Origin of the sequence: Variovorax sp. ZS18.2.2, from assembly GCF_024701975.1 — a bacterium.
In the GTDB taxonomy this organism is placed as follows: Bacteria; Pseudomonadota; Gammaproteobacteria; order Burkholderiales; family Burkholderiaceae_C; genus Variovorax.
Genome location: NZ_JANLNM010000001.1, coordinates 911,940 through 925,423 on the forward strand (window position 1 = coordinate 911,940; position 13,484 = coordinate 925,423).

Annotated in this window: 12 protein-coding genes; all 12 read left to right on the forward strand. The window is 67.0% G+C overall.

Annotated elements, in window-relative coordinates; all coding sequences use genetic code 11:
- Window positions 1–10 precede the first annotated feature (10 nt).
- From NU688_RS04405 to NU688_RS04460, 12 genes are read left to right on the forward strand one after another with little or no spacing between them, the layout of a single operon-like run.
- Window positions 11–847, forward strand: coding sequence for an SDR family oxidoreductase (locus tag NU688_RS04405; protein WP_257859315.1), 837 nt, complete (start codon window positions 11–13; stop codon window positions 845–847).
- The gene (locus NU688_RS04410) at window positions 840–2,540 is read left to right on the forward strand and encodes a thiamine pyrophosphate-binding protein (protein WP_257859316.1); all 1,701 of its coding nucleotides are present in this window, start codon (window positions 840–842) and stop codon (window positions 2,538–2,540) included. Before NU688_RS04405 ends, NU688_RS04410 begins: the two co-directional genes overlap by 8 nt.
- A 20-nt stretch (window positions 2,541–2,560) precedes the next feature.
- Entirely contained in the window at window positions 2,561–3,358 is a 798-nt protein-coding gene (locus NU688_RS04415) for an aspartate dehydrogenase (protein ID WP_374684614.1), read from the forward strand.
- A gap of 10 nt (window positions 3,359–3,368) precedes the next feature.
- Window positions 3,369–4,844, forward strand: a complete 1,476-nt coding sequence (locus tag NU688_RS04420; RefSeq protein WP_257859317.1) for an aldehyde dehydrogenase — start codon at window positions 3,369–3,371, stop codon at window positions 4,842–4,844.
- 13 nt (window positions 4,845–4,857) lie between these two features.
- Window positions 4,858–5,829 carry a VOC family protein gene (locus tag NU688_RS04425; RefSeq protein WP_257859318.1) on the forward strand — a complete coding sequence of 324 codons (972 nt, stop codon included), beginning with the start codon at window positions 4,858–4,860 and terminating at the stop codon, window positions 5,827–5,829.
- A gap of 17 nt (window positions 5,830–5,846) precedes the next feature.
- Complete coding sequence (locus tag NU688_RS04430) at window positions 5,847–6,833, forward strand: Bug family tripartite tricarboxylate transporter substrate binding protein (protein WP_374684631.1); 987 nt, start codon at window positions 5,847–5,849, stop codon at window positions 6,831–6,833.
- 35 nt (window positions 6,834–6,868) lie between these two features.
- Window positions 6,869–8,032 carry an FAD-dependent monooxygenase gene (locus tag NU688_RS04435; protein WP_257859320.1) on the forward strand — a complete coding sequence of 388 codons (1,164 nt, stop codon included), beginning with the start codon at window positions 6,869–6,871 and terminating at the stop codon, window positions 8,030–8,032.
- 31 nt (window positions 8,033–8,063) lie between these two features.
- On the forward strand, window positions 8,064–8,294 hold the full coding sequence (locus NU688_RS04440; protein WP_257859321.1) for a recombinase-like helix-turn-helix domain-containing protein: 231 nt from the start codon (window positions 8,064–8,066) through the stop codon (window positions 8,292–8,294).
- Between the two features lie 11 nt (window positions 8,295–8,305).
- Window positions 8,306–9,352 (forward strand): aromatic ring-hydroxylating dioxygenase subunit alpha, encoded by a 1,047-nt coding sequence (locus tag NU688_RS04445; protein WP_257859322.1) that lies wholly within the window; start codon window positions 8,306–8,308, stop codon window positions 9,350–9,352.
- A gap of 19 nt (window positions 9,353–9,371) precedes the next feature.
- Window positions 9,372–10,340: a PDR/VanB family oxidoreductase gene (locus NU688_RS04450; protein WP_257859323.1), complete on the forward strand. Its 969-nt coding sequence runs from the start codon at window positions 9,372–9,374 to the stop codon at window positions 10,338–10,340.
- A gap of 22 nt (window positions 10,341–10,362) precedes the next feature.
- The gene (locus NU688_RS04455; RefSeq protein WP_257859324.1) at window positions 10,363–11,469 is read left to right on the forward strand and encodes a porin; all 1,107 of its coding nucleotides are present in this window, start codon (window positions 10,363–10,365) and stop codon (window positions 11,467–11,469) included.
- A gap of 39 nt (window positions 11,470–11,508) precedes the next feature.
- The gene (locus tag NU688_RS04460) at window positions 11,509–12,825 is read left to right on the forward strand and encodes an MFS transporter (protein ID WP_257859325.1); all 1,317 of its coding nucleotides are present in this window, start codon (window positions 11,509–11,511) and stop codon (window positions 12,823–12,825) included.
- Window positions 12,826–13,484: the final 659 nt, after the last annotated feature.

Below are 13,484 nucleotides of genomic sequence, written 5' to 3' on the forward strand. Positions count from 1 at the left end.
AGTGACGGATATGACGATGCAGGCACCTTCTCATTTCTTTGCCGCCGATGCACTGGCAGGCCGTGTGGCGGTGGTCACGGGCGGTTCCTCGGGCATCGGCCTCGCGACCGTCGAGCTGCTGCTCGCGAGCGGCGCTGCGGTCGCGCTGTGCGGCCGCAACGCCGAGCGCCTGGACCGTGCGGTGGCCGGGCTGCGCGCGCAGTTCCCCAACGCGAAGCTCTTCGCTCAGCCTTGCGACGTGCTCGATGGCGCCGCGGTCAAAGCCTTCGCCGTCGCCAGCGAAGCAGCGCTCGGCCCGGCCTCGATGCTCGTCAACAACGCGGGGCAGGGCCGTGTCTCCACCTTCGCCGATACCGACGACGCAGCGTGGATGGAAGAACTCCACCTGAAGTTCTTCTCCGTCATCCATCCCACGCGCGCCTTCCTGCCGCAGCTCGCGGCTCAACGCGGCGTGCTCGGCGATGCCGCCATCGTCTGCGCCAACTCGCTGCTCGCACGACAGCCCGAGCCGCACATGGTCGCCACCTCGGCCGCGCGCGCGGGCCTGCTGAACCTCGTGCGCTCGATGGCCACCGAGTTCGCGCCGCAGGGCGTGCGCGTCAACGGCATCCTGATCGGATTGGTCGAGTCCGACCAGTGGCGCCGCCGCTTCGAGGCGCGCGAAGACAAGTCGCAGGACTGGGCCGCCTGGAGCACCCAGCTCGCGAAGACCAAACACATCCCGCTGGGTCGCCTGGGGCTTCCGACCGAAGCCGCGCGCGCGATCCTTTTCCTCGCTTCGCCCCTCGCGTCGTACACGACGGGCAGTCACATCGATATCTCCGGAGGCCACTCGCGCCATGCATAAACCCAACAACAACATGGTCACGGTCGGCGCGGTCGTCGCGGCCTTTCTCGAACAGTGCGGCGTCAAGGCAGCCTTCGGTGTGATCTCGATCCACAACATGCCGATCCTCGATGCGTTCGCGCAGCGCGGCACCATCCGCTTTGTCTCCTCGCGCGGCGAGGCGGGCGCGGGCAACATGGCCGACGCCTATGCGCGCTCCACCGCCAGCCTGGGCGTGTGCATCACCAGCACCGGCCCGGCCGCGGGCAACATCGCGGGCAGCCTGGTCGAGGCGCTGACGGCCGGTGCGCCGGTGCTGCACATCACCGGGCAGATCGAGACGCCGTACCTCGACAAGGGCATGTCGTACATCCATGAGGCGCCCGACCAGCTCACCATGCTCAAGGCGGTGTCGAAGGCGGCCCTGCGCGTGCGCAGCGTCGAGACGGTGCTGGGCACGCTCAAGCGCGCGGTGCAGCTCGCGCTGACGGCGCCGACCGGCCCCGTGAGCGTGGAGATTCCGATCGACATCCAGTCGGCGCTCACCACTATGCCGGCCGACCTGTCGCCGCTGCCCATCGAGCGCCCCGTGCCCTCGGCCGCCGGTCTCGATGCGCTGGCCGCGCGCCTCAAGTCAGCGAAGCGCCCGTTGCTGTGGATCGGCGGCGGTGCCCGCCACGCCCGTTCGGCGATCCAGCGCCTGCAGAAGCTGGGCTTCGGCGTGGTCACCACCACGCAGGGCCGCGGCACCGTGCCCGAGGACGACGCCGGCTCGCTCGGCGCCTACAACATCCAGAAGCCGGTCGAGGCCTTCTATCAGACCTGTGACGCGATGCTCGTGGTCGGCTCGCGCCTGCGCGGCAACGAAACGCTCAAGTACGAACTGAAGCTGCCGCGCCCGCTGTACCGCATCGACGCCGATGCCGCAGCCGAAGGCCGCTGCTATGCCTCCGAGGCTTTCGTCTGCGGCGATTCGGCGCTGGCCCTCGAAGGCCTGGCCGATCGCCTCGAAGCCGCCGGCTACAAGGCCGATGCGCAACTGCTGGTCGACCTGCGCGCCGCGCACGACCAGGCGGTGGCCACGCTGCGCGACGGCCTCGGCCCGTATGCCGAACTCGTGCGACGGCTCCAGTCGGTGGCGGGCCGCCAGTTCAACTGGGTGCGCGACGTGACCGTCTCCAACAGCACCTGGGGCAACCGCGAGCTGCGCGTCTTCGAGCCCAGCGCCGGCGTGCATGCCACGGGCGGCGGCATCGGGCAGGGCATGCCGATGGCGATTGGTGCAGCCATCGGCGCGGCTGTGACCGGCTCGGGCCGCAAGACCTTCTGCCTGGCCGGCGACGGCGGCTTCATCCTGAACCTGGGCGAACTGGCCTGCATGGTGCAGGAGAAGGCGCCGATGGTGATCGTGCTCATGAACGACAAGAGCTACGGCGTCATCAAGAACATCCAGGATGCGCAGTACGGCGGCCGCCAGTGCTACGCCGAGCTGCACACGCCCGACTACGACCTGCTGTGCAAGTCGATCGCGCTGCCGCACGCCCGAGTGAAGGACCTGGCCGACCTGCCGGCGCGTCTGGACCAAGCGCTGTCCACCGACGGCCCGTTCCTGTTGGAGATCGACATGCTGTCGATCGGCGGCTTCAAGACCAGCTTCGCCGGCCCGCCGACCAACACGGTCACGCAGATTCCCGCGCTCGGCACGGCGCAGTGAGAGCGAACGGAGCTACTTCCATGACCGCCATCACACGCATCGCTCTCATCGGCTGCGGCGCCATCGGCACCGCGGTGCTCGAACTGCTGCGGGGCGACCAGGCCCTGCGGGTGACGGTCATCGTCGTGCCCATCGAAGGCGTGGCCGCCGCACAGAAGGCGGTGCCGGGCGCACAGGTGCTGAGTGCGGTGCCTGTCGCGGGCATCGACCTCGTGGTCGAGACGGCCGGACACGCAGCCATCGAAGAGCATGTGCTGCCGGCGCTCGCGCGCGGCACGCCCTGCGTGGTCGCCTCGGTCGGTGCGCTGTCGGCCGCGGGTCTTGCTGAAAAGCTCGAAGCCGCCGCCATCGCCGGCCGCACGCAGGTGCAGCTGATCCCCGGCGCCATCGGCGGGATCGATGCGCTCGCCGCGGCCCGCATCGGTGGCCTCGACAGCGTGCGCTACACCGGCCGGAAGCCCCCGAAGGCCTGGAAGGGCACGCCGGCCGAACAGGGCCGCGACCTCGACGCGCTGGCCGAAGCCACCGTGATCTTCGAGGGCAGCGCGCGCGAAGCGGCACTGCTCTATCCGAAGAACGCCAACGTCGCGGCCACCGTCTCGCTCGCGGGGCTCGGGCTCGACAAGACGCAGGTGCGCCTGATCGCCGACCCCGCCACCGCCGAGAACGTGCACACCGTCGAAGCCGAGGGCGCCTTCGGCAGCTTCGAGCTGACCATGCGCAACAAGCCGCTCGCGGCCAATCCCAAGACCTCGGCGTTGACCGTGTACAGCGCGGTGCGTGCGCTGCGCAACCGCGTCGCGCCTCTTGCCATCTGATTTTCCCCACATGATCTCTTCCGAACTTCTCCCGATCTGCATTGCCGGCGAATGGCGCCTGGGCGGCGGCGACGTGTATGAAAGCCTGTACCCCGCCACCGGCGAACCGATCGCGCGCCTGAAGGCTGCGAGCCTCGCCGACGTGGAGGAGGCCATCACCCGTGCCGACCACGCCTTCCGCACCAGCGGCTGGGCGCAGCGCCTGCCGCACGAGCGTGCCGCCGTGTTGCATCGTGTGGCGCAACTGATCCGCGAAGAGAGCGAATCGCTCGCGCAGAAACAACGCCTGGACAACGGCAAGCCGATCAACGAAACCCGCAACCTCGTGGCGAGCGCCGCAGGCACCTTTCAATTTTTCGCAGCCGCACTCGAGACACTCGAAGAGACCATCACCCCGTCGCGCGGCGCCTTCGTCACGATGAGCGTGCACGAGCCCATGGGCGTGGTCGCGGCCATCACGCCGTGGAACTCGCCGATTGCGAGCGAAGCGCAGAAGCTCGCGCCCGCGCTCGCCGCCGGCAACGCGGTGGTCGTGAAGCCCGCCGAAGTCACGCCGCTGATGGCGCTGGAACTCGCGCGCATCTGCGAGCAGGCCGGCGTGCCCAGAGGCATCGTGAGCGTGCTGCCGGGCAAGGGCTCGGTCATCGGCGATGCGATCACGAAGCATCCATTGGTCAAGCGCGTGTCGTTCACCGGCGGCACCACCACCGGCAAGCACATCGCCCACATCGCGGCCGACAAGATGATGCCGGTGTCGCTGGAGCTGGGCGGCAAGTCGCCCACCATGGTGCTCGACGACGCGGACCTCGACCATGCGGTGAACGGCGTGCTGTACGGCATCTTCAGTTCGTCGGGCGAGTCGTGCATCGCGGGCTCGCGCCTGTTTGTCGCGCGCAGCATCTACGACGAGTTCCTTACGCGGCTGGCCGAAAGCGCCAATGCGCTGCGCGTGGGCGATCCGGCTTCGGAGCAAACGCAGATGGGCCCGCTCATCACGGCCAAGCACCGCGAAGGCATCGAGCGCTATGTGGACCTGGGCGTGTCCGAAGGCGGCCGCATCCGCACGGGCGGCGTGCGTCCGCATGGCGCCGGCTACGACAACGGCTACTTCTACAAGCCGACCATCATCGAAGGCCTGGACAACAGCGCGCGCATCAGCCAGGAAGAGATCTTTGGCCCGGTGCTCGTCGCGATGCCCTTTGACGACGAAGCCTCGCTGATCGAACAGGCCAACGACAGCGTCTACGCACTGGCCGCGGGCGTGTGGAGCCGCGACTTCAAGCGCGCCTGGAAGCTCGGCCGCGCGGTGCAGGCCGGCACGGTCTGGGTCAACACCTACAAGCAGTTCTCCGTCTCGACGCCGTTCGGCGGCTGGCGCGACAGTGGCCTCGGCCGCGAGAAGGGCCGCGAAGGCATCTTCCAGTACATGGAGCAGAAGAGCATGTACTGGGGCACGAACGACCAACCGCTCCCGTGGGCGAACTGAAGAGGACACGACCATGAGCGTTCTAGGCATCGACCAGATCACCTACGGGGCGGACGACCTGCCCACCTGCCGCCAGTTCTTCGAGGACTGGGGGCTCGCACTGAAGTCGGAGGCGTCCGACGAACTCGTCTTCGAGTGCCTCAACGGCTGCAAGGTGGTCGTCGCGGCGTTGGACAAGGCAAACCTGCCGCCTGCGATGGAAGAAGGACCGACGCTGCGCGAAGTGGTGTGGGGCGTGGAAAGCGACGCGGACCTCGACCGCTACGCCGCCGCCATCTCGAAAGACCCGGCGTTCTTCGACACGACAGTCGATGGCGCACGCCGCATCGGCTGCATCGACCCCAACGGCCTCGCGGTGCGCCTGCAGGTCAGCCGAAAGCACGCGGTCGATGTCGACTGCGGTGCGATGAACACCTGGAACGCCAAGCTGCGCGTCAACCAGCCCGCGCCGATCTACGAACGCGCGACGCCCATCGAGGTCGGCCATGTGGTCTTCTTCGTGAGCGATGTGGTGAGCACCAGCGCGTTCTACGCAGATCGCTTCGGCTTCATCTCGTCCGACAGCTACCCGAACCGCGGCGCCTTCATGCGCTGTGCGGCCGAGGGCGGCCACCACGACCTGTTCCTGCTGCAGATTCCCTCGGGCAAGCGCGGCCTGAACCATGTGGCGTTCACTGTGCGCGACATCCACGAGGTGTTCGGCGGCGGCCTGCATTTCTCGCGCCGCGGCTGGGAGACGCAACTCGGCCCGGGGCGGCATCCGGTGTCGTCCGCGTACTTCTGGTACTTCAAGAACCCGGCTGGCGGACTCATCGAGTACTACGCCGACGAAGACCAGCTCACTGCCGATTGGCAGCCGCGCGAGTTCGAGCCCGGTCCGACGGTGTTCGCCGAGTGGGCAGTCGATGGCGGCCTCGATGGCCACACGCGCCGCCAGAAGAACGCGGAAGGCCCGAAGGGCGCTTTCCTCACCGAGAAGAAATGACGGCCTCGATCATCACCATGCAACGACGTCTTTCCATCTCCCTTCTGTTCGCAGCCGTGGCGGCCATCGCATTGCCTGCGCACGCGCAGAGCGACGCGCAGAAGCAACTCTCCAGCGACCGCTTCACCATCGTCTCGCCGTTCCCGCCCGGCGGCCCGGTCGATACGCTGGCGCGTGTGCTCTCCGACGGCCTCGCCAAGCGCTACGGCCAGGCAGCCGTGGTCGAGAACCTCGTGGGCGCGGCCGGCAACATCGGCATCGACAAGGTCAAGCGCGCGAAGGGCGACGGCCACACGCTGCTCGTGGTGCCGGCCGGCAATCTCACGATCAACCCGACCTTGATGCCGAACTTTCCGTTCGACATCGCGAAGGACTTCGTGCCCGTCACCATGCTCGCCAAGGCACCCAACGTGCTGGTGGCCTCGCCGTCGTCGGGCATCAGGAGCGCCAAGGAACTGGTGGCGATGGCCAAGGCCAAGCCCGGCACGCTGTCGTATGCCTCGCCTGGCGTGGGCAGCGGCCTGCACTTGGCGGGTGAACTCGTCAAGCAGCAGGCCGGCATCGACCTGCTGCATGTGCCCTACAAGGGCACGGCGCCCGCACTCAACGACGTGCTCGGCGGCTCGGTGCCGCTGATGTTCAGCAACCTGCCCGCGACCATGCCCTTCATCAAGAACGGCAAGCTCATCGCGTTGGGCGTGACCGAGGCCAAGCGCAGCGAAGCGGCGCCCGACATCCCGACGCTGGCGGAGCAGGGCATCCAGGGCGTGACCGTGACCTCGTGGTACGGCCTCCTCGCGCCGAAGGGCACGCCGCCTGCCGTTGTCGAACAGCTTGCGAAGGACGTGGCGCAGATGCTGGCCCAGCCCGATGTGCGCGAGCGCCTGAAGGTGCAGGGCATGACCGATGCGGCGATGAAGCCCTCCGAATTCGCCGCGCACATCCGCGAAGAAACAGCCGTGTGGTCCCGAATCATCAAGGCCCGAAACATCGTGGCCGAGTGAGCCGCGTGCAAGAACGAACGAACAGAGAGACATCCATGAAGACAAGCGAATCCACCATCGGCATCGTCGGTGCCGGCATCGGCGGCCTGGTGGCTGCCATCGCGCTGCGGCGCGCAGGGCACGACGTGGTCGTGTTCGAGCAGGCCAAGCAGTTCGCCCGCGTCGGCGCGGACATCAACCTCACGCCCAACGCGGTGCGCGCGCTCGACGGCTTGGGCGTGGGTGAAGCGGCCCGCGTGACGGCGGCGCGCCCGTCGCACCGCATCAGCCGCACCTACGACACCGGCGAAGAAACCTCGCGGCTTGAGATGGCCGATTCGGCCGAAGAGCGCTACGGCGCGCCGCAGCTCACCATCCACCGTGCCGATCTGCTGGCAGCACTGGCCGACATGTTCCCGGCGGAGCGCGTCGCCCTGGGCAAGCGCGCGGAGAAGATCGCCGCCGACGAAGAGGGCGTGACCCTCTCGTTCACCGACGGCACCAGCGCCCGCGTCGGCGTGCTGCTCGGTGCCGATGGCATCCACTCGTGCGTGCGCACCGCGATGTTCGGCGCCGAGAGCCCGCGCTTCACCGGCATCGTCGCGTACCGCGCCGTGGTGCCCGCGGAGCGCGTGGCCGGCGTGCCCAACCTCGGCGCCTTCACCAAGTGGTGGGGGCCGAACCCGCAGAGCCAGATCGTCACCTTCCCGTTGAATCGCGGCAAGGACATCTTCATCTTCGCAACCACGCCCCAGGACACCTGGCACCTCGAATCGTGGACCGCGCCCGGCAGCGTCGATGAACTTCGCGAGCAGTACGTGGCCTACCACCCCGAGGCGCGCGCCTTGCTCGATGCCTGCGACACGGTGCTCAAGACCGCGCTCTACGAACGCGACCCCATGCCCGCATGGGCCGAGGGCCGCATGGCGCTGCTCGGCGATGCCGCGCACCCGATGCTGCCGTTCATGGCGCAGGGCGCGGGCATGGCGATTGAAGACGCCGTGGTGCTGTCGCGCCACCTCGAAGGCGTGGCGATGGCCGATGCAGCCGAGGCGCTCAAGAGCTACGAGAAAGCCCGCATAGCGCGCGCCGGCCAGGTGCAGCTCGGCTCGCGCGGCAACAACTGGCTGCGCGAAGGCGGCAATGCGGACTGGGTCTACGGCTACGACGCCTGGGCCGTGCCGCTCGGTGCACCTGTCGTCGCTGCAGCCACCGCCTGATTTCATTTCACCTCACCCCCGGAGGCCCACGATGCAACAAGACCGCTATCTCCAACCGCACCAGGCGCGCCAGCGTCCCGCGACCACCTACGAAGACCTGCTGGGCGACGTGATCGAACGCGCCTTTGCCGATGGCATCCACGACCTGGGCGGCCTCGTGCAGCGCCTGAACGACAGCGGCCTCGCCACGCCCGGCGGCCAGCCCTGGACCGAAGCGCTGTACCGCAAGGAAATGGCCACGCTGGCCGCAGAGAAGGTGTGAGAGGAACCCCCATGACCATCGCCATCACCCCCGTTCCCGCAGACCCGGTCAACCACCTGCTGGAGATCGGCCTGAAAGATCTCTGGTATCCGATCTGCCCCTCGCACTTCATCAAGGAGAACCCCATCTCCCTGCGCCGCCTCGGCCGCAAGATTGCGCTGTGGCGAGACGGCGAAGGCGTGCTGCATGCGCTGGAAGACCGCTGCCCGCACCGCGGCGCACCGCTGTCGCAAGGCGTGATCCTGGGCGACCGGCTCTCGTGCCCGTACCACGGCGTCGAGGTGCGCCATGACGGCGTCGTGACGCGCGTGCCCGGCAGCCCGGGCTGCAAGCTCGAAGGCTCGCAGGCCACGCGCCACTTCCATGTGCAGGAGCGTGCCGGTGCGGTGTTCCTCTACAACTCGAAGGAGCCGGTCGATATTCCGCCGCCGCTGGTGCTGCCGGAGCAGCTCACCGACGAGGCCGAGTACTCGTCCTTCCTCTGCTACACCGAGTGGAAGGGCGACTACCGTTACGTGCTCGACAACGTGATGGACCCGATGCACGGCACGTACCTGCACAAGCAGTCGCACTCGATGGCCGAGGGCGATTCGTCGGCCAAGTTCGGCATCCGTGCGACCGACATCGGCTTCGTGTTCGAGAAGGAAGGCCAGCGCAACGTCAACTTCGACTGGACCGAATGGGCCGACACCGGCATCCACTGGATGCGGCTGGAGATCCCGTACCCGAAGACCGGTGGCCCCGGCGGCAACTTCATCATCATCGGCGCGTTCTCGCCGATGGCCAATGGCATGACGGCCACCTTTTTCTGGCGCGTGCGCAAGCTCCCGAAGGGCTGGGAGCGCGACACCTGGCGCTTTCTCTACAAGAACCGCCTGGAGGCGCGCCACTGGCACGTGCTGGAGCAGGACCGCGTGATGCTCGAGGAAATGGAGGCCGACGCCAACCAGCACGAGAACCTGTACCAGCACGACCTGGGCATCGTTCGCCTGCGCCGCCACATGCGCAACCTCGCAGTTGCGCAGCTGACCGAAGCCGCCGAGACCGCCACGGCCTGACAGGGAAGCGAGCACGCCCATGTCTTCTCCCACGCTGAACGCTCTCGTGCACACGATGCGCTACGAGGCCGACGGCATCGTCAGTGTCGAGTTCCGGCCGGCCACGCCCGCCGTGGACTTTCCGGCCTTCGAGGCCGGCTCCCACATCGACCTGCACCTGCCCAACGGGCTGGTGCGCAGCTACTCGCTGTGCAATCCGGCCAGCGACAGCCAGCGCTATGTGGTCGGCGTGCTCAACGACCGCAAGAGCCGCGGCGGCTCGCGCTATGTGCACCAGCAGCTGCGCGTGGGAATGACACTGCCGATCTCGGCGCCGCGCAACAACTTCAAGCTGCAAGAGGGCGCCGAGCGCTCGGTGCTGGTGGCCGGCGGCATCGGCGTGACGCCCATCTGGTGCATGCTGCAGCGGCTCGTCGCCATCGGCCAGCCGGTGGAACTGCTGTACTGCGCGCGCACCCGCAAGGAGGCGGCGTTCTGCGATGCCATCGAGGCGCTGGCCAAGGAGAAGTCGATCCCGCTCACCTGGCATTTCGATGAGGAGAAGGGCGCACCGCCCGACCTCGCCAAGCTGCTGGCGGGCAAGGGCGCCGCCAGCCACTACTACTGCTGCGGCCCGACGCCGATGCTCGATGCGTTCGAAAAGAGCTGCGAACAACTGAGCTACGCCAACGCGCACATTGAGCGTTTCGCTGCGGTGCATGTGGAAGCGCCGAGCGCCACGCAGGGCTGCGTGGTGCAGTGTGCCAAGAGCGGCAAGAGCGTCGAGGTGCCGCCCGGCAAGTCGATTCTCGACAGCCTGATCGATGCAGGGTTCAACCCCGACCACAGTTGCAAGGAAGGCGTCTGCGGCGCCTGCGAAACAGCGGTTCTCGAAGGCGAAGTCGAGCACCACGACGGCATCCTCACCAAGATCGAACGTGCGTCCAACAAGACCATGATGATCTGCGTCTCTCGCTGCAAGGGCGAGCGGCTGGTGCTGGACATCTGAGAAAAACCAACCGAGACATCCCTTGAAAAACTACTTGATCGCGCTGGCTGCGGCCAGCACGGCTGGCGGAGCGCTGGCCCAATCCTCCCTCACGCTCTTCGGCGTGGTCGATGCAGCCGTCACCTACACGCGCGGCAGCGGCGACGGATCGGCCCACAAGACGCAGCTGTCCAACAGCGGCAACATGTTCAGCCGCCTCGGCTTTCGCGGCACCGAGGATCTGGGCGGCGGCTACTCGGCCAACTTCTGGCTCGAGATGGGCCTGCAGAACGACAGCGCGATGGGCTTCCCCTCGAACTCGAACAATCAGGCCAGCGGCAACGGCGCCGCGGGCGTGCTGAGCTTCAACCGTCGCTCGACGGTGAGCCTCGCCGGCCCGTTCGGCGAGCTGCGCTTGGGCCGCGACTACGTGCCCGCGTTCTGGAACACCGCCATCTTCGACCCCTTCGGCACGGGCGGCGGCATCGGCGCCAACCAGATCTATTTCTCGGGCCTCGGCGGCCTGGTCGCACCGACGGGCACGCGCGCATCGAACAGCGTCGGCTACCTGCTGCCGGCCTCGCTCGGCGGTTTCTACGGGCAGGTGATGTACGCGATGGGCGAGAACGATTCGAACTCGGTGCTGCCGGGCACGCTGGTGTCGAACAAGCGCGATGGCAACCACACGGGCCTGCGGTTCGGCTACCAGAGCGGCGGCCTCAATATCGCCATTGCCACCGGCAAGACGCGCTATGCGAGCGGCGATCTGCGCGTGACCAACCTCGGTGCGGCCTACACCTTCGGTCCGTCGCTGATGAACCTCAAGCTCACGAGCGAGCTGTACACGGAGTCGAAGGGCACGACCGACGCCAAGGGCGCGCTCATCGGCTTCCAGCTGCCCATCGGCGTCGGCGAGATCAAGGGTTCGTATGCGCGCTACCGGCTGGAGCCCGCGGGTGCGGCGCTGAAGCCGACCTCGTCGAAGCTGGCCATCGGCTACGTGCACAACCTTTCGAAGCGCACCGCGCTGTACGCAACCATCGCACGCATCAGCAACCGCAACGGTGCCGCGCAGGTGCTCTCGGGCGCGATCACCGCGCCGAACCGTGCCTCCAGCGGCACCGAGTTCGGCATGCGGCACATGTTCTAGGCGCACGCGCCGTCGTCCCAGCAACCAGAACACACATCCATGCAGAGCAAGCACTTTCGTTGGTACGGCGTCGTCACCCTGTTCGTGATTGTCGCGATCTCGTACGTGGACCGCATCAACATTGCGGTGCTGATCACCGATGCCGCGTTTCTGAACCACGTGGGCCTCGCGGCGAACGACCGCGTGAGCCAGGGCTTGCTGGCGACGGCGTTCATGCTCGGCTATGGCGTGTCGGCCTTCGTGCTCACGCCGTTCTGTTCCGCGCTGTTCGGCGTGCGGCGCAGCCTGATCTACGGGCTGGTGCTGTGGGGCGTGGTGACGTGGGCCTCGCCGATGTTCAACAGCTACGGCCTGCTGCTGGCTTCGCGCGTTCTTCTAGGCGTGTCGGAAGGGCCTTTGTTCTCGCTGGCCTCGTCGTACATCAAGGCGCACTTCCAGAGCCACGAGAACGGCAAGCCCAACGCGCTCGTGAACATGGGCACGGGCCTGGGCCTGGCCATCGGCTATCCGCTGGTGGGCTATCTGCTCGCGCAGTTCCAGTGGGACACCTCGTTCCACGTGCTCGGCATCATGAACATCGCGCTCGGCATTCCGCTGGTGCTCGCGTTCGTGCGCATGCCACCCGGCAAGGAAGACACGGCCCGGCCTTCGTCGATCGGAGAAGCGATGGCGCGTGTGGGCGCGATCGTGAAGGGCGCGCTGCAGACGCGGCACCTGTTCCTCATCACCTTGCTCACATCGGCGGCGCTCGCCTATCTCTGGGGCAGCAGCAACTGGTTGCCGACCTACCTGCATGAAGCGCGTGGCTTCTCGCTGCGCGAGATGGGATGGCTCGCTTCGTTGCCGCAGTACGCCACGGTGCTCGCCGTGCTCGTGAGCGGCGTGCTCATCGACAAGATCGAACGCGAGCACGTGCCCTTCATCTTCATGGGTGCGAGCGTGGGCGTGGCGCTGTCGGTGCTGATGGCCATCAACGCGCACGATCCGTATGCCGCGGCGGGCTGCCTCGTCGCGGCCAATTTCTTCTGGGGACTGCAGAGCCCTGCGATCCCGAGCACGATCCAGTATTGCTCCCGGCCCGAGCACACCGCGAGCGCATTCGGCGTGACCAATGGGGCAGGGAGTCTCGTCGCGGGCTTCATGCCGGCATTGATGGGCGGCGTGATCAGCGCGGTGTCGCACGGTTCGTCGGCATCGGGCGCGGCCACTGCATCGGCCGCATCCGCATCGGGCTTCTTCGCGGGCTTCGCACTATTGATCGGCACGCAGGTCGTGGTGTTCGGCTGCGGCTTCATGCTGTGGTTGCGCGAACGCACGCGCGTGGCTTCAAGCGTCGCGCATTCACAGGTTTTGTAGCGCCTGTATCGCTTTGAGGTGTGGAGTGTGGCTGCATCGTCACACTCGATGACTACGAGTTTTCGTAGTGACGCAGCGCATGCGCCCTGGTCCACGGAACCATCTTCGTATCGCACGACATGCATTGAATGCGATGACTCCATTCGTCGTATGGCACGCGAACATTTTGAGAGCGAAAAGTTCCGCGATTCGTTGAGATGTCGCATTCGATCAGCTACAACTGAGCGCATTCAATGGACGAGGGAATGCGCGTGATATCAACGAAAAGAGCCGCAAGAATTCTGATCCTGGCGCGCACAGCGTGTGTCGTTCCTGCCGCGCATGAACGGCCGGCGCCGATGCGCGGGTACTAAGGCATACAGCCGCCTCAAGGCCCGATCCCCTCGCATCCCATTCACCCGCGCATCGACGGGAATGGACGCCATCACCCCCCGCATCCTGGGGCCGCCTGCATAGCTTGCAGCGTGGCTTGGTGTCGCACGTGCATTCACTTGTACGTGGCATATCGACTTAAGAAAAATTCCGGCGGTTCCGTTTTGTCCTGACGAACGTGTCGTTCGCCGGGAGGGTGCGGTGCTGCCTGTTTGCAGCGTCAGTTGTTCTTCCATCACCGCGCGCGTTCGCGCATCGCCGGCTACCCGCCGGTGCATGCAACGGCA

Bases quoted from the DNA above. Each gene is read 5' to 3' on its own strand.
- NU688_RS04410 (WP_257859316.1), top strand. From the start codon at position 840: ATGCATAAACCCAACAACAACATGGTCACGGTCGGCGCGGTCGTCGCG.
- NU688_RS04450 (WP_257859323.1), top strand. From the start codon at position 9,372: ATGTCTTCTCCCACGCTGAACGCTCTCGTGCACACGATGCGCTACGAG.
- NU688_RS04445 (WP_257859322.1), top strand. From the start codon at position 8,306: ATGACCATCGCCATCACCCCCGTTCCCGCAGACCCGGTCAACCACCTG.
- NU688_RS04405 (WP_257859315.1), top strand. From the start codon at position 11: ATGACGATGCAGGCACCTTCTCATTTCTTTGCCGCCGATGCACTGGCA.
- NU688_RS04460 (WP_257859325.1), top strand. From the start codon at position 11,509: ATGCAGAGCAAGCACTTTCGTTGGTACGGCGTCGTCACCCTGTTCGTG.
- NU688_RS04430 (WP_374684631.1), top strand. From the start codon at position 5,847: ATGCAACGACGTCTTTCCATCTCCCTTCTGTTCGCAGCCGTGGCGGCC.
- NU688_RS04420 (WP_257859317.1), top strand. From the start codon at position 3,369: ATGATCTCTTCCGAACTTCTCCCGATCTGCATTGCCGGCGAATGGCGC.
- NU688_RS04415 (WP_374684614.1), top strand. From the start codon at position 2,561: ATGACCGCCATCACACGCATCGCTCTCATCGGCTGCGGCGCCATCGGC.
- NU688_RS04425 (WP_257859318.1), top strand. From the start codon at position 4,858: ATGAGCGTTCTAGGCATCGACCAGATCACCTACGGGGCGGACGACCTG.
- NU688_RS04435 (WP_257859320.1), top strand. From the start codon at position 6,869: ATGAAGACAAGCGAATCCACCATCGGCATCGTCGGTGCCGGCATCGGC.
- NU688_RS04440 (WP_257859321.1), top strand. From the start codon at position 8,064: ATGCAACAAGACCGCTATCTCCAACCGCACCAGGCGCGCCAGCGTCCC.